This is a genomic window from Pseudomonas sp. BF-B-15 (genome assembly GCF_019946675.1).
In the GTDB taxonomy this organism is placed as follows: Bacteria; Pseudomonadota; Gammaproteobacteria; order Pseudomonadales; family Pseudomonadaceae; genus Aquipseudomonas; species Aquipseudomonas migulae.
The window spans coordinates 19245-38956 of record NZ_JAGYFZ010000015.1 but is presented as its reverse complement, the minus strand read 5'-3'; the positions used below and the strand labels follow the sequence as shown (position 1 = coordinate 38956).

The following is a 19712-nucleotide window of genomic DNA, read 5'->3' as shown; positions in this document are numbered from 1 at the left end:
CAACCGTGAAAGCGGTTGCCACTTTTTTTATGTGCCGGTGTTTTTTTTGCCAACATATTTCCCTGTAGGAGCTGGCTTGCCAGCGATGACGGCCGTACATTCAACATCAATGTGACTGTTGGATCGCCTTCGCCGGCAAGCCAGCTCCTACAGGTTTCGTGATCCTGAGCGTCGGTTTCGACAGGAGTTTTTATGCAACGCATCGACCACCCATTGCCCTGGAGCCACCTGGGCTCCGAACGCACCCTCAGCGTATTTCGTTACGGCACGGGCTCGCGCAAGGTCTACATCCAGGCCAGCCTGCACGCGGACGAACTGCCGGGCATGCGCACGGCGTGGGAGCTGAAAAAACGCCTGGCCGAACTCGAAGCCCAAGGTCAGTTGCAAGGCGTGATCGAGTTGGTTCCCGTGGCCAATCCCATCGGCCTGGACCAACACCTACAAGGCAGCCACATGGGCCGTTTCGAACTCGGCAGTGGCAAGAATTTCAACCGCTCGTTCGTTGAACTGAGCGCGCCGGTCGGTGAGCTGATCGGCGATCAGTTGGGCGCCGATGCCCAGGTCAACATCGTGTTGATTCGTCAGGCCATGGGCCAGGTTCTCGACGGTTTGCCTGCACCGAAGTCGCAGCTGGAAGCCATGCATCGCTTGCTGCTGCGCCATGCCTGTGATGCCGACATCACCCTCGACTTGCATTGCGATTTCGAAGCGGCGATTCATATTTATGCGCTGCCGCAACACTGGTCGCAATGGAAGTCCCTGGCGGCTCGGCTGAAGGCAGGCGTTGCGCTGCTGTGTGAAGACTCCGGCGGCAGTTCTTTCGATGAGTCCTGTTCTTCGCCATGGTTGCGCCTGGCCAGGGCATTCCCCGAGGCGGCGATTCCACCGGCGAACCTGGCGACAACGCTGGAGCTGGGCAGCATGGGCGATACCCGGGTCGATCAGGCTCAGGCCAATTGCGAGGCCATTCTCGGCTTCCTTGCCGAACAGGGTTTTATCAAAGGCACCTGGCCGGCCGCACCGAGTGAATGTTGTGAAGGCATGCCGTTTGAAGGCACGGAATACCTGTTTGCGCCGCATCATGGCGTGGTCAGTTTTCTGCGCGAGGCCGGTGAATGGGTCGAGAAGGGCGATGCACTGTTTGAAGTGGTTGACCCGTTGAGCGACCGGGTGACCACTGTGTGCGCCGGCACCAGTGGTGTGTTGTTTGCGATTGATCGCGGGCGGTATACGCAACCGGGGACGTGGCAGGCGAAAGTTGCGGGGCGCGAGCCGATCCGCGTTGGGAAGTTGATTAACGATTGACCGGGATGCTTTGGTGTCGCTGATACCGCTATCGCGAGCAGGCTCGCTCCCACAGTTGAAATGCATTCCCCCTGTGGGAGCGAGACCGGCTTGCCGGCGATAGCGGTATCAGCAGCACTGCGAGTGCATCGGCAACAGGAGATGTTAGGCTCAACCCCGAATCCTGCGCTCTGTGAAGGAAGGTTTATGTTGAAGGTTCTCGCTCTGCTGACACTCCTGGCGTCCGCCGCCGTCCACGCTGAAACCCCGCTGCATACCGATCTGCCGCTCAAATACCTGGAGCAGGCCAACCCCGAATCGGTCAATCAACCCCTGGTGATTTTCCTCCACGGCTACGGCAGTAACGAGCAGGACCTGTTCGGCATCAAGGATGAATTGCCCGCCCGCTACAACTACCTGTCGGTGCGCGCGCCGATGGTCATGGAGGAGGGCAGCTATCAGTGGTTTCGCAAGAAGGGAGAAGGTGCCTACAACGGCGAGACGGATGACCTGAAGGCCAGCGGCCCGGTGTTGCTGGATTTCGTCGCACAGGCTGCGAAGAAATATCACACAGTACCGAACAAGGTTTTCCTGGTGGGCTTCAGCCAGGGCGCGATCATGTCTTACGAGGTCGCGTTGCGTCATCCCGAAGCCGTGGGCGGGATTGCGGCGTTGAGCGGGCGAATTTTGCCGGTGCTCAAGTCCGAGCTCAAACCCGATGAAAAACTTCAGAAGCTGGCGATTTTCATCGGGCATGGCACGGCGGACAAACGCCTTCCCTTCAACGACGGCACCGAGGCGAACAGCCTGTTACAGAGCCTGTCACTCAAGCCTGAATTTCATGCCTACCCAGGCGTTGGCCACAACATCAGTGCCGCCGAAATGCAGGATTTGAGCGCCTGGTTGCAGCGCCTCAACCCCTGAGCCTTACTTGCCGCTGACGATCTGTTTAACCAGCGCTTCGTGGCCGGCATTGTCGCTGAGACGGGAAATCACCTTTACCAGCGCCATGCGCGTGCCCGAGGCGGCCATCAGCGTGGTATCGAGGGTCTTGCCGCCGCCCTGGGTGGCGATGCTGTCGATCTCCCGCAGACCGAGGCCGGTGCCTTTCTGGGTCAGGCTTTTCTCACTGAGCTTGGTGAAATCCGGCAGCGCCTTGGCTTGTTGAGTGGCGAAGTCGGACGCCGTGGCGTCGAGGAACTCACCGTCGTTGTCCTTGGCGTTGACGCCACCAGGAATGGTGTTTTCAGCGGCAATCACCACAGTTTTCGTGGTTGCGTTGGTGTACATGGTGCCGCTCGCACCGGTCGCGTCCGCCGGCAGCGGGTTGGCAACGAAGCCCTTGGGCAGGTTGAATTTGAATTTTCCGCCCAGCATCGAGACGTTCTGCGCTGGCGCTACCTCTTTAGCCGCCTGTGCATTCAAAGCCCCCAGGCTGGCAACTGCTGCCAGCAGCAGGACAACGGCTTTTTTACTCAACAGTGACATTCAAAATCTCCAGGGTGGTCTCGCGGTGGGGGCGATCATCCCATGGAGGTCGTGACGCATTCCAGTGTGGGCTAACGGGCGGTCGGGTTGCTCAGCATTCGGGGCGAAGCATTCATTGATAGACCCCGTGTTCAATCCGGGTCAAATAGTCCTCTATGACTTGGACGCCGAGTGGGTTGTTGATCAGCTCCAAGGGGATTTTACTGCCCAAGTATCTGCATGGTTTCTTCAGCCAGTCTTCAACCGACTGCTGATCGCCAAATACGATTATGGCGTGCTTAAAGACCTCCTCAAACTGGAAGGAAACCGCATTTTGCGGGTGGTTGAGTCGCACCGTTTTGCTCTCCTTCAATTCGCGCCGAGATGGGTCTGTTACCGGATTTGGCTCTACCACGCTAATCCTTAAACTTCCGAAGGCCAACCCGAAAAACGCGTGGGAAAAATCCCTGGATTTTTGATTTTTGACGTCGTTTGTGGGAACCGCGATGAGGACAAATCCACGCATTCACGAATGTTGTTTAACCGCGCTCAGCGTTACTTCATGAAAGCTACAACACCTTGCGTCGTTGCCTACAGGTACGTAAGAATCCGCCGGCTTGTGCGCTTTTGGGGTGGGTTCTATTGTTTTCCGGTCGCTGAAAACACAGTGATCGGGTTTGGTAGACCCTCAGCATCGACGCATAGCGTCACCTTGTTCGGCCCTTTCTCAGGGCTGCGTTTTATGGTGGCCATGCGCAGGGCTCCTTCGGGGGCGCCGGTTCCGATGCCCGGTCTACCAACCTTCGTATGGCCGCCACCCTCCGTTTGGTAGCGAGAGGTTGATGGCTCCTTCTAAGTAGCATCGGAGCTCCATCTATGCCCAAACCAACACCCAATCCCCCCAGCCCGGACCTGTCCGCTCCAGCCCAAAGCGCTGACCAAGAAAAGCTCGAAGAGACCATCAAACTCGCCCTCGACTTTTACGCCAATCCTGCCGCGCACATTGCCCTGATCAACGCCACGCCAAGGCAACTCCACAGCATGTTCAGCGTCAACCCGGAACTCGATGTCCAGACCCTGCTCAGCCATGCGTGCGAGTCGCTGGCATCGGCCAATGTCATGGTCATGGACCTGGCGGATCATATGGAGGGGACCCGTCGCAATTCGCTGTTGGGCATTGCGCAGGTCATCATGCTTGGGGAGCTGGCGGTGAACCAGGCACTGGATAAACTCGACGCCGCCGAGTAATAGGGATGCCCGTGGTGAGAGGCTGGCCCTCACCACGGGATTTATGCCGTTACACGTCCCGGCGCACCGGGTAGCTCTCGATCACGTCCAGAAACTCGATCCGACGGTCGCTGGCCAACAGCGCCGGCAACAGCTTTTCGTAGTCCTGGCGATACGGCTTGCTCAGGTGACGGGTGATGAAGTCTTCCTTGCTGCAGTTCCAGGTTTCGTAGAGCACCAGAGTGTTCGGCTCGTCCTGCAACTGGTGGACCCAGGTGTTGACGAAGTCCGGCTCGGCCGACATCTGGTGCACCACGTCCAGCAGGCGCTGCTTTGTTTCGGCGAAGCGTTCCGGTTTGGCTGGCAGGTAAACGATAAACGCGACTTGATCACTCATTTCATCACCTTCGCATGCGGGGGAATGGATTACTGCGCCTGGTTTTGCGGGAACAGGTTGCGACGGGTTTCTTCGTCGAATTCCGCTTTCAGTACCAGCTTCTCTTTGAGGCCGTGAGCACGTACGGCTGCCGGGCGAGCGCCGATTTCATCGAACAGGCGCTTGACGTTCGGGTATGCCGCCAAACCGTTTTCGCCGAGGATGTACGGCGCGTAGTTGGCCCAGCCCCACAGCGCCATGTCGGCGATGCTGTAGGTGTCGCCGGCCAGGTATTGATGGTCGGCCAGGCGCTGATCGAGCACGCGGTAATGACGTTCGACTTCCTTGAGGTAACGGTTTTTTGCGTAGGCCAGGTCTTCCGGGGCGTGATGCAGGAAGTGCACCGCCTGGCCGGAAAACGGCGACAGGCCGGTGGCGATGAACATCAACCAAGACAGAAGCTCGGCCTGGCCGGCAACGGAGGTCGGCAGGAAGCGCTGATGTTTTTGCGCGAGGTGCAACAGGATCGCCTGGGAGTCGAACACGGTGGCGTCGCCATCGACCAGCGCTGGCACTTTGGCGTTCGGGTTGATCGCCAGAAAGGCTGGCTGGTGTTGCTCGCCCTTGAAGGTGTCGACGCCGATCAATTCGTACGGCGTTTGCAGTTCTTCAAGCAGCAGGGCGACTTTCATCGGGTTTGGCGAAGGGTGGAAAAAGAATTTCATGGTGTAGGCCTCAGTCAGTGGTTGGTCAGGAACTGAGGCTGATAGTGGGCGAAACCCGTTCGATTGACGTACGGGGTTGTTGTTCTACTCGTTCGAAATAGTTGAACGGGTTGCGGGCGTTGCCACCGGTTTGGCTAACAGGCGCCGGGTGACGCCGAGCATGGCTACCGACACCGCGACGCCCAGGCCAAAAGCCTTCAGGCCCATGCCCGGCAAGGTCAGCGCCAGGACCAGGCAGAACGCGCTGAACGAATACATGCCGGTGGCCGTGGCGCGCAACAAGGCGGCGGTAAACGCCGGGCCACGGGTTTGCTGGGAAAACACCGCCATCACGCTGCCCAGCACCGGGAACACCGCGAGCAGGCCGCTCCAGCGTTCGCCGACGGTGCTGGCGAGCCAGGTGACCGCGAGAGTGAGAAGGGCGCCGGCAATCATGCGCAGCAGCAATTTGTCGGACTTCGGTGCCGGGCCGGAGACGATCGGCTGCACCTTGGGAAACAGGTAAGGCGCCGCCAGCAGCGCGGTCGCGGCGGCGATCACCGAGAACACCAGGGACGGTGGAATCACCGACAGCACCACCGCCGCTGTGGCCCAGACCAGCAGCGAAACCGTCAGCGCCCAAGGCCATCCCGCGCGTTGGGCGACCTGGGCGTAGGTTACGCAGAAGGCAATCATCGCGAACATCGCGGATAACGCGGCGGTCGCCGATTGCGCGGCAAACACTTCGCCTTGTTCGATAGCGAGGAAAAACAGAATCGGCCCGACTACCACCGGCAACCCTGACAGCCAACCGGCGACACTCGGGCCCCAGCGTTTGCCCGCGAGGGAGATCAGTAAGAGAAACCCGGGAATGACCAGCAGTTTGAGCAGCAGCACGTAGGCGCCTCCGACCTGAGTGAAGCGGCAACGTTAGCATTGCGACAAGTAGATTGCTCTAAGGATTGGCTGTTTTTGTATACAAAGTTGAAAGCTTGTACAGCAACACTTTATGCGTATAAGTAACAGAACCCATACGCGCTGAATCGAGCCGATCATGACCCGACCACGATCACCTCTGCGACATACCCTGTGGCTGTTGGTATTACTGGGCAACCACGCGTTGGCCAATTGGCAGGAGTCTTTGCCTGGCGCCCAAATCGTTGGTACCGGCGAGTTCCGGATGTTCGGTTTCGATATCTACAACGCTCGTCTGTGGAGCGCCGCACAGCCATTTGCGAGCGACCAGCCGTTCGCCCTGGAGCTGATTTATCAGCGCAGGATTTCCCGGGACGATCTGGTCCAGGCCAGCGTCGAAGAAATCAAACGACTGTCGGGCGCATCGGTGAGTGCCGGGCAACTCGCGGTATGGCAGGCGCAGATGCAGCAGGCGTTTGTCGATGTGCAGGCCGGGACCCGACTCATCGGGGTTTACTTGCCGGGGCAGGGCGCACGTTTTTTTGTCGGCCCGCAGTTGCAGTACGAGGTGACGGACCCGGTGTTCGCCCGGGCGTTTTTTGATATCTGGCTCGACCCGCGCACGAGCAATCCCGAGTTGCGGGAGCAGTTGTTGGGCATTGCCAAGCCCTGATCATCACCCGCCGTTGCTTTTGCCTTTGTAGGAGCAGCCGGTCGACGCTCGATTGCTCGCGATGACAGCACCTCGGTGGTCCAGACGTTCCGCGTCATCGTTTATCGCGAGCAAGCTTGCTCCTACAAAAGCAAAGGCCGCAGCGGCGATCTTTGCGTTTTGTCTGTACACCGAAAAGCGCGAAACGTCTAAGCTGCGCCCTCCCGCCTGTTTTCTGGAATGTTTGCGTGAAATTCAGTTTGCCCAAAGTCGCCACTGCGCCGTTTTGTCCTCCGGAAGTGGCGGGCAGCGTTGCTGTTGACCCTCGCGCGTCATTTTTCAAGCGTGTCCTGCGTTTCGCCGGCCCGGGCTTGCTGGTGTCCATCGGCTACATGGACCCGGGCAATTGGGCCACCGCCATCGAGGCCGGTTCGCGGTTTGGTTACAGCCTGTTGTTTGTGGTGTTGCTTGCCAGTCTGGCGGGGATGGTGGTGCAGTGTTTGTGCTCGCGCCTGGGCATTGCCACTGGGCGCGATCTGGCGCAGTTGTCCCGCGAGCGCTACAGCACGCGGACCGCACGGACCCAATGGGTGCTGGCGGAGATCTCGATCATCGCCACCGACCTCGCCGAAGTGCTCGGCTGTGCGCTGGCGTTCCATCTGCTGTTGGGCTGTTCGCTGAGCGTCGGCATCGCCCTCACAGCGTTCGACACGCTGCTGGTGCTGGCCCTGCAGAACCGTGGCTTTCGCCGACTGGAAGCGATCATGCTGGTGCTGGTGAGCACCATCGGTGTGTGTTTCTTCGTTGAATTGTTGTTGATCAAGCCTTACTGGCCGGACGTCGCACGGGGTTTCACGCCGTCACTGTCGGCCATCGGCGATGCGGCGCCGCTGTACCTGGCCATCGGGATTCTCGGGGCCACGGTCATGCCGCATAACTTGTACCTGCACACCTCGATCGTACAGACCCGGATGATCGGCAAGGACCTGGCCAGCAAGCAGGACGCGGTGAAACTGGCGCGCATCGACACCATCGGTTCCCTGGCGCTGGCGCTGCTGGTGAACGCGGCGATCCTGATCCTCGCGGCCGCGGCCTTCCACAAGACCGGGCACACCGATGTGGTGGACATTCAGGACGCCTATCACTTGCTCGACCCGCTGGTGGGCGGCGCGTTGGCCAGCGTGCTGTTCGGCGTCGCGTTGCTGGCGTCCGGTCAGAGTTCGACGTTCACTGGCACCATCGCCGGGCAAGTGATCATGGAGGGTTACCTCAACCTGCGGATTCCCTGCTGGCAACGGCGCTTGATTACCCGGGGGCTGGCGTTGATCCCGGCGTTTATCGGTGTGTGGCTGATGGGGGATAACGCGATTGGCAAGCTGCTGGTGTTGAGTCAGGTGGTGCTGAGTTTGCAGTTGCCGTTTGCGTTGTATCCGTTGATTCGCATGACCAATGACCATCAGTTGATGGGGCCGTTTGTGAATCGATTGCCGACGCGGGTGTTGGCGTGGGGGTTGTTTGCGGTGATCAGTGGGGCGAATAGTTGGTTGATCTTTCAGTTTTTTGGGTGACTGTTCGGCCGCCATCGCCAGCAAGCTGGCTCCTACAGGGACATGGTGAACCTGTAGGAGCCGGCTTGCCGGCGATGAACGATGACGCGGTCTATCGCTGGAATGACTCAACCACAAAATCGATAAATACCCGGGTCTTGGCCGGCATCAGCGTCCGGCTCGGGTAATACAACGAGATCGGCCCCGCATCGGCGTGCCAGTCCGGCAACAGGCGCACCAGTTCCCCGCGCTCGATGTTCGCTGCCACATCCGGCAATACCAGCAGCGTCACCCCCAGGCCCAGGAGCGCTGCCTCACGCATGGCGGCAGGATCGTTGAGCACGATGTTTTCGTTCAGACCGGCGCTCTCTTCATGGCCCGCTCGATCGTGCATCACCCACTGACGAATCCGCCCGGTGCGAATGCCGCGCATCACAATGCCGGTGTGTCCGATCAGGTCGGCCGGTGTGCGCGGCATCGTGCGTCCTGCCAGGTAGGCCGGGGAGGCCACCGCGACGATATCCGCCGCCGCCAACGTCCGTGAGATGACTCCAGGCGTGAGTTCGAAGCCGCCGCCGATGGCCGCGTCATAACCTTCAGCAATCAAGTCCACCTGGCGATTTTCGAAGTGCCATTCCGGGCGAATCAACGGATAACGCGCCAGGAACTGCGGCAACAACGGCAACACATGACCGATGCCAAACGTCGGCGCCAGGCTGACCTTGAGCACACCGGCCGGCTCCCCGCGATCACTGCTCACGGCACTGATCGCCGCTTGCAACGCCTCCAGGTTGCCGCCGATGCCGGCCAGAAAACCCTCACCGGCTTCAGTGAGCGACAGCTTGCGGGTCGAACGCTGAAACAACCGAACACCCATATTGCGCTCCAGCATCGCCACGTTGCGGCTGACCGCGGCGGGTGTCAGCGCCAGCAAACGTGCCGCGGCGGAAAAACTGCCCGTTTCAGCACTGCGTACAAAAGATTCGAGGTTGGCGAGGGTTTCCACGGCTGGCACCTGATATGAATACTTGAAAATCATTCAAGTCATTACCCGCTAATCAAGGGCTAATGACAAGCGCAGTATTCACGCCAACGACAACCCCTTGGAGTGAATCACCATGAGTACTATCGGCATCATCGGCGCTGGCGCCATTGGTTCAGCGTTTGCCAGAGCCTTGTCCCGTCAGGGCATCGAAGTCGTCATCGCCAACAGTCGTGGTCCGGAGACCTTGGCCGCCCTGGTGGCGGAGCTCGGCCCGACTGCGCGCGCCGGCACCCGTGAAGAAGCGGCCGCCCAGCCAATCGTTCTGGTGGCGGTCAACTGGTCGAAGTTGCCGACAGCACTCGCTGGTCTGCCGGACTTCGGCGGGAGGATCGTGATCGACGCCAATAACTCGATTGAGGCGCCGTTGTTCAAGGCTGTGGATTTGCAGGGCCGTATGTCCAGCGAAGTGTTCGCTGAATGGGTGCCGGGGGCGAGAGTGGTGAAGGCGTTCAATCACCTGGCGGCGCGCTTGCTGGAGAGTGATCCGGCGGCGGAGGGCGGTCGGCGGGTGCTGTTTGTGTCGGGCGATGATGCCGAGGCGAAAGCTCAGGTGGTTGCGTTGACCGAGCGCTTGGGCTTCTTCGGGATTGATCTTGGGGAGTTGAGTGTCGGTGCGCGGTTGGCGCAGTTTCCGGGTGGGCCGTTGCCAGTGTTGAATCTCGTGAAGTTCGCCTGACACGGATTGCGGCAATAAACGCAAATCCTGTAGGAGCCGGCTTGCTGCGGGCGGCGTTCCGACGATGGCGGTGTATCGGGCAACATCAATGTTGAATGTTGCTCCGCCATCGCCAGCAAGCTGGCTCCTACAGAAATGCTCCCTCGTTTGAGAATGAGGGGTGTTGCCGGATGGCGCGGATCTTCGTGGGTCCCCGCGCCGTCCGTTGAACGCGTTAAGCCCGTTCGATCGCCAGTGCCACGCCCTGACCACCACCGATGCACAGGGTGGCGAGGCCTTTCTTGGCGTCGCGCTTGATCATTTCATGCAGCAAAGTCACCAGCACACGGCAGCCCGACGCACCGATCGGGTGACCGAGGGCAATGGCGCCGCCGTTGACGTTGACCTTGTTCAAGTCCCATTCCAGGTCCTTGGCCACCGCCAGGGATTGCGCGGCGAAGGCTTCGTTGGCTTCGATCAGGTCCAGTTGGTCGATGGACCAGCCGGCTTTGCTCAGGCAACGGCGAGTGGCCGAGACCGGGCCGATGCCCATGATCGCCGGGTCCACACCTGCGTTGGCGTAAGCCGCGATTTTTGCCAGCACCGGCAGGCCCAGGGCCTTGGCTTTGTCCGCGCTCATAAGGATCACGGCGGCGGCGCCATCGTTCAGCGACGAGGCGTTACCGGCAGTCACCGAACCGTCCTTTTTGAAGGCCGGTTTCAGTTTGCCCAGGGCTTCGGCGGTGGTGCCGGCGCGTGGCTGTTCATCGGTGGCGAAGGACAGCGGATCGCCCTTGCGCTGCGGAATCAGGATCGGCGTGATTTCATCGGCAAAACGCCCGGCTTCGATGGCGGCCGTGGCTTTCTGCTGCGAGGCCGCAGCGAAGGCGTCCTGTTGCTCGCGGGTCAGGCTGTACTTTTCAGCCAGGTTCTCGGCGGTGATGCCCATGTGGTAATCGTTGAACGCATCCCACAGACCGTCGCTGATCATGGTGTCGACGATTTGCGCGTGCCCCATGCGCAGACCGGTGCGCGCACCTGGCATGACGTAGTTGGACAGGCTCATGTTTTCCTGGCCGCCGGCAATGATCACCTCGGCGTCGCCGCAGCGAATCGCCTGGGTGGCCAGGTGCAGGGCCTTGAGGCCCGAGCCGCAGACCTTGTTCAGGGTCATGGCCGGCACGGTGAACGGTAGGCCCGCCTTGATCGCGGACTGACGCGCAGGGTTTTGCCCGGCGCCGGCGGTCAACACCTGGCCCATGATCACTTCATCGACTTCAGCCGGGTTCAGGCCGGTTTGCGTCAGCAACTGACGGATCACCGCAGCACCGAGGTCTACGGCGGACACATTGGCCAGCGAGCCCTGGAAGCTGCCGATGGCAGTACGGGTGGCGGCGACAATGACGACTTCTTGCATGGAATGATTCCTCACTGGGCAGCGAACTGCATTTCCGGAACGTGGTCCGGCACGATCAGTTTACCGGCAGTCTTGGCGACGATCTCTTCGACGCTGACGCCCGGCGCACGCTCTTTGAGAATGAACGCGCCGTTTTCGATTTCAAGATACGCCAGGTCAGTCAGTACGCGCTTGATGCAACCGGCGCCGGTCAGTGGCAGGCTGCATTGGGACAACAGCTTGGACTCACCGTCCTTGGACGCGTGGGTCATGATGACGATGATGTTGTCGGCGCCGGCCACCAGGTCCATCGCGCCGCCCATGCCCTTGACCAGCTTGCCGGGGATCATCCACGAGGCGATGTTGCCTTGCACGTCGACTTCAAAGGCGCCCAGCACGGTCAGGTCGACATGGCCCCCGCGAATCATCGCGAAGGACTCGGCCGAAGAAAAGATCGATGCGCCGGTACGCGCAGTCACGGTTTGCTTGCCGGCGTTGATCATGTCGGCATCGATGGTTTCTTCAGTAGGAAAAGGACCCATGCCGAGCAGGCCGTTTTCCGACTGCAGCATGACTTCCATGCCTTCGGGAATGTAGTTGGCGACCAGGGTCGGAATGCCGATGCCCAGGTTCACGTAGAAGCCGTCCTGCATTTCGCGGGCGACGCGTTGAGCCATTTGTTCGCGGGAAAGTGCCATTGTTGTTATTCCTTCATTCGGTCCGGGGGCAGGGGATCACTTACGCACGGTGCGCTGTTCGATGCGCTTCTCGAACGTGCCGCAAATGACCCGGTCGACGTAGATGCCAGGGGTGTGGATCTGCGCCGGGTCCAGCTCGCCGGGTTCGACAATTTCTTCGACTTCGACCACGGTGATCTTGCCGGCGGTGGCGGCCAGCGGGTTGAAGTTCTGGGCGGTGTGGCGGTAGATGACGTTGCCGAAATGGTCGGCTTTCCAGCCTTTGACGATGGCGAAGTCACCGGTGATGGATTCTTCCATCAGGTACTTGCGACCGTGGAATTCGCGCACTTCCTTGCCTTCGGCGACCGGGGTGCCGACGCCAGTAGCCGTGAAGAATGCCGGGATGCCGGCGCCGCCTGCGCGCATTTTTTCGGCGAGGGTGCCTTGAGGCGTCAGGACGACTTCGATTTCGCCTTTCAGCAGTTGGTCTTCGAACAGCTTGTTTTCGCCAACGTAGGAGGCCACTACTTTTTTGATCTGCCGGTCTTCCAGCAGCACGCCAAGTCCGAAACCGTCGACGCCGCAGTTGTTGGAAACCACGGTCAGGTCACGGGTGCCTTTGCGCTTGATCTCGGCGATCAGGTTTTCCGGAATGCCGCACAGGCCGAAGCCGCCAGCGATTACCGTCATGCCGTCTTCAAGACCTGCCAGAGCTTCCTCGTAGGAACTCACGCGCTTGTCGAAACCTGCCATATGCACCTCTTTTATTCTTTGTGGGCGGCTGGCTAGCCGTATGGGATGGAGTGTCGCGCTGGAGGATTTATTTGTTAAGTTGATTTTTAAGGTTGATTGATAGATAAAACTCACCAATTAATCCTGTAGGAGCATGGCTTGCCTGCGATGACGATCTCCAGGACGCCATCGCAGGCAAGCCATGCTCCTACAGAAAGCACCTGCGCTCATTACTGGAGCAGTTAGCCTATGACAGTCAAGCAGATCAGGGCTTTTTTAGCCGTGGCCCAGAGTCTGAGCTTTGCCGTCGCCTGCGAACGATTGCACCTGTCGCAATCGGCGTTGAGCCTGACCATCAAGGCGCTGGAGGAGGGCCTGGGCGGGCGGCTGTTTACCCGCAACACGCGCAACGTGGCGCTGACGCCCGAGGGGGAGTCGCTGGTGCCGTTGGCCCGCCGATTGATCGCGGACTGGGACAATGTCGAGGACGAATTGCGCCAGCGTTTTACCCTGCAGCGCGGGCGCGTGACGCTGGCGGCGATGCCGTCGTTTGCTGGCAACCTGCTGCCGCCGATCCTCAAGACGTTTCGCGCACGCTATCCCAAGGTCAACGTCACGGTGAATGACGTGATCAACGAGCAGGTGCTGGAAATGGTGCGCGATCGGCAGGTCGAGTTGGGCGTAGCGTTTGAACCGACGCAAAGTTCGTCGCTGCAATTCACGCCGTTGTACCGGGACCGGTTTGTGGCGGTGGTGCCGTTCGATTCGCCTTTTTCAGGGCGCGAAGACATTGATTGGCAGACGTTGCTTGAAGAGCCTTTCATTACCTTGCAGCGACCTTCGACGGTGCGGGTGATGCTGGAGGAGCACTTGCAAGCGCGAGGGATGAAGTTGCCGGTGGAGTTTGAAAGCCATCAGTTGGCGACAGTCGGGAGAATGGTCGCCAGTGGCCTGGGGGTGAGCGCGGTGCCGGCGTTGTGTGCCGGGCAGATGCGCGAGTTGGGCGCACGGTGCATTACCCTGCGTGACCCGGTGGTGGAACGGGCGATCGGGGTGTTGACCAAGCCTGGGGTGGAGTTGTCGGCTGCGGCGCAGGCGTTGTTCGATATTCTCAAGGAAGAACACTTCGACCAACGCCTTGCCCTGTGAAACCGCTCGGTTCTACTTTTTAGCGGTCGACAACGGTGGGGTTCGAGGCGGGATCATGCGTTTGGTCCCCGTCGATTCGAATGCCGAGGCGAAGCGCAGCAGCGTCGAATCGTCGTAGGCGCGACCGGCAAACGTCAGGCCGACGGGCATGCCGATGTCCGGCATCACGCCCATCGGCACGGTGACCGTTGGTACACCCAAATGCCGGATGGCGAGGTTGCCGTTGGCCACCCAGATGCCGTTGCTCCAGGCGATGTCCGCAGAGGCCGGGTCGATATCGGCATTCGCCGGCGCAACGTCGGCCACTGTCGGGAACAGCACCGCATCGAGCCCCAGCCGATCCATCCAGTCTTCCAGGTCGATTCGACGGGTTTTTTCCAGCCCGCGCAAGCCATCAGGCACTGTGGAAATCTGATCCCACGGGGTGATGCCGCGCTCGGCCATCCGCACGTATTCGTCCATGCCGGCGACCAGGTCGCCCTCGCGGTTGGGCAGGGTTCCCGGGTCGTGCGGGAAAATCAGCGGCCCGTCGACATCGACCAGACGGTTCAATTTCGGGTCGCCGTTGGCCTGCAGGAAGTCATCGAATGCCCAGGCCGTCAGGTCCCACAACTCATGATGCAGGAACTCTTTAGACACCAGGCCTCGGGTAAACACCGTCGGCGCACCCGGACGATCACCCTCGCAATTGGAGACCAGCGGGAAGTCGACTTCAATCACTTCGGCGCCCGCCGCTTCAAGTGCCTTGCGGGCCTCTTCCCAGAGCCCGATCACCGATGGACGCGTGTTGATGCGCTGCCCCGTCGGCCCACCGATGCCCGGTGCGTCGCTCGTGCCCGCGTCGGGATCGGCGTTGATGTACATGCGCGGAACGCCGAGGCGTTTGCCGGCCAGTGCATCGGTGTTCGCCGCAAGTTCGGCATAGGATGCCGGGCGCACCGAGGCGACGCTCGGAATCGGCACCCAGGGTTGCAGCCGCCACAGATCGCCGCGGGTGTCGGGATCTTCCGCCACCACCACGTCGAGCACTTCAAGCAGGTCGGCCATGGTTCTGGCGAAGGGCACGACGACGTCCATGGTCGGCGTCAGCGGCCAGTTGCCGCGCACCGAGATCACCCCGCGCGACGGCGTGTAGGCGCACAAACCGTTGTTCGAGGCCGGACCGCGACCGCTCGACCAGGTTTCTTCCGCGAGACCGAAGGCCGCGAAACTGGCGGCGGTCGCCGTCCCGGCGCCATTCGACGAACCCGAGGCGAAAGGGGCGGTGAGGTAGTCAGCGTTGTACGGGCTTTCGGCACGGCCGTAGACCCCGCGCTGCATGCCGCCGTTCGCCATCGGCGGCATGTTGGTTTTGCCCAGGCAGATCGCACCCGTGGCGCGAAGCCGTTCGATGGTGAACGCATCGCGATAGGCAATCAGGTGGGCGAAAGCGGGGCTGCCAGAGGCGGCGGTCAGCCCTTTGACCAGATAACTGTCTTTGGCGGTATAGGGAATGCCATCGAGCGGCCCCAGCGTTTGACCTTTGGCCCGACGGGCATCGGACGCCTGCGCTTCATTGAGCGCCTCGGGGTTGCGCACCACCACGGCGTTGAGCGCGGTGGCGGTGTCCGGGCCATCGTAGGCATCGATCCGGGCCAGGTAAGCCTGCACCAGTTCGACGGCGGTGGTCTGCCCGGATTCGAGCGCCGCGCGCAGTTCGGCAATGGACACTTCAGTGACTTCGATCATGCGCTTACCACCGGCTGCTGAGGGGTGACGGGTTGAATGTTTCCATCACGCGGGAGCGTTGGCTCAGGGGTATCACTTTTCTCAAAATGGGTTCTCATATCCGTTCTCGTTGCACTGCATTACGCGACAGCGTGCTATTTAACACCAAGTTGGGCCAGATAGAGTTGTCGATACGCGTCAACCAGTTGATCCAGGGTGAAAGCGCGATTGCGGCCACTGGGGTTGGGCAAGACCCAGACCGAGGCGTTACCGAACGTTTGCGACTGAAGCCCCCAGGCAACGTTGCGCTGGCCGGATAATGCGCCATAGGCGGCCTTGCCGAGAAAAGCCACAAAGCGTGGCGCATAGTGCGCGATCTTCTGTTCAAACTGCGCAGCGGCGGCGATGAATTCATCCACCGACAACTGATCAGCGCGCGCCGTTGGCCGCTCAACCACGGTCGTTAATCCACAGTGATACTGCACGATTGTCCGGTCATCTTCCGGGCGAACTTCCTGCGGCGTAAAACCGGCCAGATGAAGGGTGCGCCAGAAGCGATTGCTGCGGCCCGCAAAATGATGCCCTTGGGCGGCGGCCATCATGCCGGGGTTAATGCCGCAAAAAACCACCGCCAGATGCTTGGCCAGCCTGTCTTCGAGTCTGTTGCCCGTCATGACGTCGCTCAACCGCAGATCACATTGACCGCATTGCGTGCCAGCCCGGTCAGTTCCGCCCGGGATTTGCCCGCCCGCGCACGGATGGAAATGCTGTGCAGCAGGGAGGAGGCGAGCACGGCGAGGGCCGCAGCGTCGACATCGTCCTTGAGCTCTCCTTTATCAATGGCCACGCGCAGACGCGCTTCCAGGTCGGCATCCAGTCGGCTGAGTCGATCCGACAGCACATCGCGAATTTCCGGATCTTCGACCGCTTCGGTGGTCGCCGTGCCAATCGCAAAGCAACCACGGGGTTGGCCGTCACCCGAGAAGTAGATCGATAACTGCCCCTCGTAAAACTGCATCAATGCCTGGCGCAACGTCAGCTCTTCGCTCGTCAGCGCCTCGTGCATGGCGGCGGCGGCAAACTCCCAATACTGCTCAAGCGCTTTGATATAGAGCGCGTGCTTGTCACCGAATGCGGCGTACAGGCTCGGCCGGTTCATCCCGGCTGCGCTGGCGATGCTGTCCAGAGACGCACCGGAATAGCCGGTGTTCCAAAACACACCGAGCGCTTGTTGCAAGGCGGTCTGCGGGTCATAGGCGCGAGGACGGCCGCGTCCTTTGCCCTCGGTAGTTTTATTTTGTGCCATGTCGTACAAAATCCTTGAGTCTGGGAGTGGCGTGGCTATATTCTTACACCATCGCACAAAATTAAGGAACCAGAAATTCCTTGCTTGCGGGTTTGTTGTAGCGGAGCTCGATCGGGGTATTGCGGCTACGAAACAGGTGCGGCGGAGCGATCCTCCCGACCGCACACGGTAAGGCGCTGTTCCAGTGGGTGTTAGCCCGATTTCCCGGTTAAAGGTGTATTCGATCATGACTAAACAGTTCGATCTCTCAGCGACACAGACCCTCGGGCATCCCGGTCCGAACCCGGCTGACGCGCCCGTGAAGAAACCGTTCAAAGCGAAAATGCGGCCCCTGCTGATGGTCGGTGTGCCGCTGCTTTTCGCCGCGTTTGGCTACGCACGCTATCAGGCGGGCGAGCCCTTTGTTTCGACCGACAACGCCTACGCCCGGGTGGCCAAGGCCTCGATCAATGCACGTGTTTCCGGACAGGTCGTCGAGATTGCGGTTCAGGACAATCAGCCTGTGCGCAAAGGCCAGGTGCTGTTCCGCCTCAACCCGGAGCCGTTTCAGATCGCGGTCAACCGTGCAGAAGCACAGTTGAGCGTCGCACGGCTGCGCATCGATGGGCTCAAGGCCAGTTACCGGCAGCAGCAGGCCGAGTTGCAGTCCGCCAGGGAGTCGGCGGATTTCGACCAGAAAGAGTTCGCCCGCAAGAAAGCGCTGGTCGCCTCCGAGTTTGTCTCGCGGGCCGTTTACGAGCGGGCGGACACCGACCTGAAAGTGGCACGGCAGCGCATTGCGTCGATCGAGCAACAGATCGCCAGCACCGTCGTCGCGCTCAGCGGCAACCCGAACATCGACGCGGACAGTCACCCGACAGTGCGCGAGGCCAGGGCTCAACTGGACGAGGCGCAGCTCTACCTCGGGTATGCGACGGTGTACGCGCCGGACGATGGCATTGTCGCCAAGGTTGACGACTTGCAGGTGGGCAACTTCGTCAACAACGGCGCGCCGGCCTTTGCGCTGCTGTCCGATCGCGAGATCTGGATCGAGGCCAACTTCCGCGAGACGCAGGTCACCCATATGCGCCCCGGGCAGGCAGCGACCATCAGCATCGATACCTATCCCGATCACGTGTTCAAGGCCCACGTTACCAGCATGAGCCCGGGGGCCGGCTCGGACTTCGCCCTGCTGCCGCCAGAGAACGCGACCGGCAACTGGGTCAAGGTGGTGCAGCGCGTTCCGGTGCGCCTCGAACTCGATGAGGCGGATCCTGCCCTGGCGCTGTTCTCGGGCACCAGCGCCACGGTCAAGGTCGATACCGGTTATCGCACGCCGTGGTGGCATCCGCTCAAAGCATTGTTGACTGCGGGTGGCGCCTGATGAACAGCCAACAGAGTGGACACCCGGCGGGAGAGGGGGCGCATGCGCTGAGGTTCGCGGCGCTGCTGGCGACGTACATGCAGTCGGCGAACCTGCCTGTTCCGAACGCGGTACTCAGGTTGATTCAGGGCAGCCTGTCGATGACCGACGATCAGGCAGGCTGGATCTTCACCTCGTACCTCGCGGCAAGCGCCATCACCCTGCCGGTCGCGCAATGGCTCGCCGGGCGTTATGGCTTGAAGCGTGTTTATCTGACCGCGCTGGCCTTTTTTGCCCTTGGCTTGCTGCTTGCGACGTTGGCCACGACGCCGCTGGAATTCGTCGGCGCGCGGATCATCCAGGGGCTCGCGAGTGGCGTGCTTGCGCCGTTGTCGATGGCGATTTCAATGGAGACCCTGGCCCTCGAGAAGCGTGCGAAGTTTGGCGCGACGTGGACCGCCATCGTGCTGTTCGGCATCGTCAGCGGGCCGAGCATCGGTGGCTGGGTCGGCGAACACTTCGACTGGCGGCCGATCTTCTACATCAGCCTGCCGTTGTCGGCGTACATCTTCCTGGTGATGGCGCTTTTGCTGAAGGAGAAGAAGGCCGAGCAGCGGCCGTCATTCGACTTCTTTGGCTTTGGCACTTTCACGCTGGGTTTGATCAGCCTGCAAATGCTGCTCGACCGTGGTGAACGCCTGGACTGGTTTGCCTCGACCGAGATCTGTCTGGAAGCGCTGGGCAGTGCACTGGGGTTCTATCTGTTCGCGGTGCATGTGCTGACGGCGAAGGTGCATTTTCTCAACAAGCGATTGTTCGACGACCGCAATTTTGTGCTGTCGACGGTCATCTTTTTCGCCGTGGGTTTCGTGCTGTTGTCGACCATGGCGCTGACCTCGCCGATGCTCGACGAGATTCTCGGCTACCCGCCGGACACCACGGGGTTCCTGACGATCCCGCGTGGCGTCGGACTGGTCGGCGCGTTCCTGCTGATGGGGCGTGTTCCCGAGCGCTTCGACCGCCGCGGGTGCGTGGCGGCAGGCGTCGCCCTGGTGGTCTATGCCAACTGGCTGATGCTCGGTTATTCGCCGTTGATGGACGAGTGGCCGGTGGCGGTGGCCGGTGCGGTTCAGGGCATTGGCATCGGCGTCTTGATGCCGTCGCTGACCAAGGTTGCGTTCAGCACGCTCGCCCCCGCATTGCGCCCCGAAGGCACTGGTTTATTCAACCTGTCACGGGTGTACGGCAGCACGCTGGGCGTTGCGATTGTGCAGTTGTTTTTCTTCAACAACACGCAAGCGATGCACTCGGCGCTGGTCAGCAACCTGACGCCTTATCGCGCCGCTGCGCTTTCCGTGCCGACGTCCCTGCAAGCCCTGGAAGGGCTCAACGAAATGATCACGGGCCAGGCGGCTTTTATCGCGCTGATCGGTCAATTCAAGATTTTGCTGGTGGTGATGCTGGTGGTGAGTCCACTGGTGGTCTTCCTTCGCAAGCCGGCTACGGCCAACTAGTTTTCGTGGAGTGT

At 60.8% G+C, this 19712-nt stretch carries 21 protein-coding genes; 9 read left to right on the top strand and 12 right to left on the bottom strand.

Annotation, left to right across the window (positions count from 1 at the left end):
• Positions 1–192: 192 nt before the first annotated feature.
• Both KGA97_RS07360 and KGA97_RS07355 read left to right on the top strand, forming a co-directional pair.
• Complete coding sequence (locus tag KGA97_RS07360; protein ID WP_223434985.1) at positions 193–1305, top strand: succinylglutamate desuccinylase/aspartoacylase family protein; 1113 nt, start codon at positions 193–195, stop codon at positions 1303–1305.
• A 186-nt stretch (positions 1306–1491) separates the two neighbouring features.
• Entirely contained in the window at positions 1492–2208 is a 717-nt protein-coding gene (locus tag KGA97_RS07355; protein WP_223434984.1) for an alpha/beta hydrolase, read from the top strand.
• A gap of 3 nt (positions 2209–2211) precedes the next feature.
• Here the strand turns inward: KGA97_RS07355 and KGA97_RS07350 are convergent, their stop codons facing one another.
• Positions 2212–2772: a hypothetical protein gene (locus KGA97_RS07350; RefSeq protein ID WP_008044937.1), complete on the bottom strand. Its 561-nt coding sequence runs from the start codon at positions 2770–2772 to the stop codon at positions 2212–2214.
• Between the two features lie 112 nt (positions 2773–2884).
• Positions 2885–3277: an MbcA/ParS/Xre antitoxin family protein gene (locus KGA97_RS07345; RefSeq protein WP_081500243.1), complete on the bottom strand. Its 393-nt coding sequence runs from the start codon at positions 3275–3277 to the stop codon at positions 2885–2887.
• 350 nt (positions 3278–3627) lie between these two features.
• On the opposite strand from KGA97_RS07345, the gene KGA97_RS07340 reads away from it, so the two are divergent.
• Positions 3628–3999 (top strand): DUF6124 family protein, encoded by a 372-nt coding sequence (locus KGA97_RS07340; protein WP_223480487.1) that lies wholly within the window; start codon positions 3628–3630, stop codon positions 3997–3999.
• A gap of 49 nt (positions 4000–4048) precedes the next feature.
• Here the strand turns inward: KGA97_RS07340 and KGA97_RS07335 are convergent, their stop codons facing one another.
• The 3 genes from KGA97_RS07335 to KGA97_RS07325 all read right to left on the bottom strand — a co-directional run bounded on the left by KGA97_RS07335 (position 4049) and on the right by KGA97_RS07325 (position 5955).
• On the bottom strand, positions 4049–4375 hold the full coding sequence (locus KGA97_RS07335) for a putative quinol monooxygenase (protein ID WP_223480486.1): 327 nt from the start codon (positions 4373–4375) through the stop codon (positions 4049–4051).
• 29 nt (positions 4376–4404) lie between these two features.
• The gene (locus KGA97_RS07330) at positions 4405–5079 is read right to left on the bottom strand and encodes a glutathione S-transferase family protein (RefSeq protein WP_223480485.1); all 675 of its coding nucleotides are present in this window, start codon (positions 5077–5079) and stop codon (positions 4405–4407) included.
• An 84-nt stretch (positions 5080–5163) separates the two neighbouring features.
• Positions 5164–5955, bottom strand: a complete 792-nt coding sequence (locus KGA97_RS07325; RefSeq protein ID WP_008044943.1) for a hypothetical protein — start codon at positions 5953–5955, stop codon at positions 5164–5166.
• Positions 5956–6112: 157 nt separating this feature from the next.
• Here KGA97_RS07325 and KGA97_RS07320 point away from each other — a divergent pair, with 157 nt between their 5' ends.
• Together KGA97_RS07320 and KGA97_RS07315 are read left to right on the top strand one after the other, a co-directional pair.
• Positions 6113–6646, top strand: a complete 534-nt coding sequence (locus KGA97_RS07320) for a chalcone isomerase family protein (protein ID WP_223480484.1) — start codon at positions 6113–6115, stop codon at positions 6644–6646.
• 227 nt (positions 6647–6873) lie between these two features.
• The gene (locus KGA97_RS07315) at positions 6874–8193 is read left to right on the top strand and encodes an Nramp family divalent metal transporter (RefSeq protein WP_223480483.1); all 1320 of its coding nucleotides are present in this window, start codon (positions 6874–6876) and stop codon (positions 8191–8193) included.
• Positions 8194–8284: 91 nt separating this feature from the next.
• On the opposite strand, the gene KGA97_RS07310 is transcribed toward KGA97_RS07315, so the two are convergent.
• Positions 8285–9178 (bottom strand): LysR family transcriptional regulator, encoded by an 894-nt coding sequence (locus KGA97_RS07310; RefSeq protein WP_223480482.1) that lies wholly within the window; start codon positions 9176–9178, stop codon positions 8285–8287.
• 112 nt (positions 9179–9290) lie between these two features.
• On the opposite strand from KGA97_RS07310, the gene KGA97_RS07305 reads away from it, so the two are divergent.
• Positions 9291–9893 (top strand): NADPH-dependent F420 reductase, encoded by a 603-nt coding sequence (locus tag KGA97_RS07305; RefSeq protein WP_223480481.1) that lies wholly within the window; start codon positions 9291–9293, stop codon positions 9891–9893.
• Positions 9894–10107: 214 nt separating this feature from the next.
• Here the strand turns inward: KGA97_RS07305 and KGA97_RS07300 are convergent, their stop codons facing one another.
• From KGA97_RS07300 to KGA97_RS07290, 3 genes are read right to left on the bottom strand one after another with little or no spacing between them, the layout of a single operon-like run.
• Positions 10108–11289: an acetyl-CoA C-acetyltransferase gene (locus KGA97_RS07300; protein ID WP_207286150.1), complete on the bottom strand. Its 1182-nt coding sequence runs from the start codon at positions 11287–11289 to the stop codon at positions 10108–10110.
• A gap of 11 nt (positions 11290–11300) precedes the next feature.
• Complete coding sequence (locus tag KGA97_RS07295) at positions 11301–11966, bottom strand: CoA transferase subunit B (RefSeq protein WP_008026717.1); 666 nt, start codon at positions 11964–11966, stop codon at positions 11301–11303.
• Positions 11967–12002: 36 nt separating this feature from the next.
• Positions 12003–12701 carry a CoA transferase subunit A gene (locus tag KGA97_RS07290; protein WP_008026716.1) on the bottom strand — a complete coding sequence of 233 codons (699 nt, stop codon included), beginning with the start codon at positions 12699–12701 and terminating at the stop codon, positions 12003–12005.
• A gap of 228 nt (positions 12702–12929) precedes the next feature.
• On the opposite strand from KGA97_RS07290, the gene KGA97_RS07285 reads away from it, so the two are divergent.
• A complete protein-coding gene (locus tag KGA97_RS07285; RefSeq protein WP_008044962.1) occupies positions 12930–13829 on the top strand; it encodes a LysR family transcriptional regulator in 900 nt (299 codons plus the stop codon).
• A 12-nt stretch (positions 13830–13841) separates the two neighbouring features.
• Here KGA97_RS07285 and KGA97_RS07280 read toward each other — a convergent pair whose 3' ends face one another.
• From KGA97_RS07280 to KGA97_RS07270, 3 genes are all read right to left on the bottom strand, one after another.
• Positions 13842–15557: an amidase gene (locus KGA97_RS07280; RefSeq protein ID WP_223480480.1), complete on the bottom strand. Its 1716-nt coding sequence runs from the start codon at positions 15555–15557 to the stop codon at positions 13842–13844.
• Between the two features lie 134 nt (positions 15558–15691).
• A complete protein-coding gene (gene mug / locus KGA97_RS07275; protein WP_223480512.1) occupies positions 15692–16210 on the bottom strand; it encodes a G/U mismatch-specific DNA glycosylase in 519 nt (172 codons plus the stop codon).
• 8 nt (positions 16211–16218) lie between these two features.
• Positions 16219–16842: a TetR/AcrR family transcriptional regulator gene (locus tag KGA97_RS07270; RefSeq protein ID WP_207286147.1), complete on the bottom strand. Its 624-nt coding sequence runs from the start codon at positions 16840–16842 to the stop codon at positions 16219–16221.
• 226 nt (positions 16843–17068) lie between these two features.
• Between KGA97_RS07270 and KGA97_RS07265 the strand changes: the two genes are divergently transcribed.
• Both KGA97_RS07265 and KGA97_RS07260 read left to right on the top strand, forming a co-directional pair.
• Entirely contained in the window at positions 17069–18205 is a 1137-nt protein-coding gene (locus KGA97_RS07265; protein WP_223480479.1) for an HlyD family secretion protein, read from the top strand.
• Positions 18205–19698: a DHA2 family efflux MFS transporter permease subunit gene (locus KGA97_RS07260; RefSeq protein WP_223480478.1), complete on the top strand. Its 1494-nt coding sequence runs from the start codon at positions 18205–18207 to the stop codon at positions 19696–19698. The genes KGA97_RS07265 and KGA97_RS07260 overlap by 1 nt, the downstream gene beginning before the upstream one ends.
• Positions 19699–19712 lie beyond the last annotated feature (14 nt).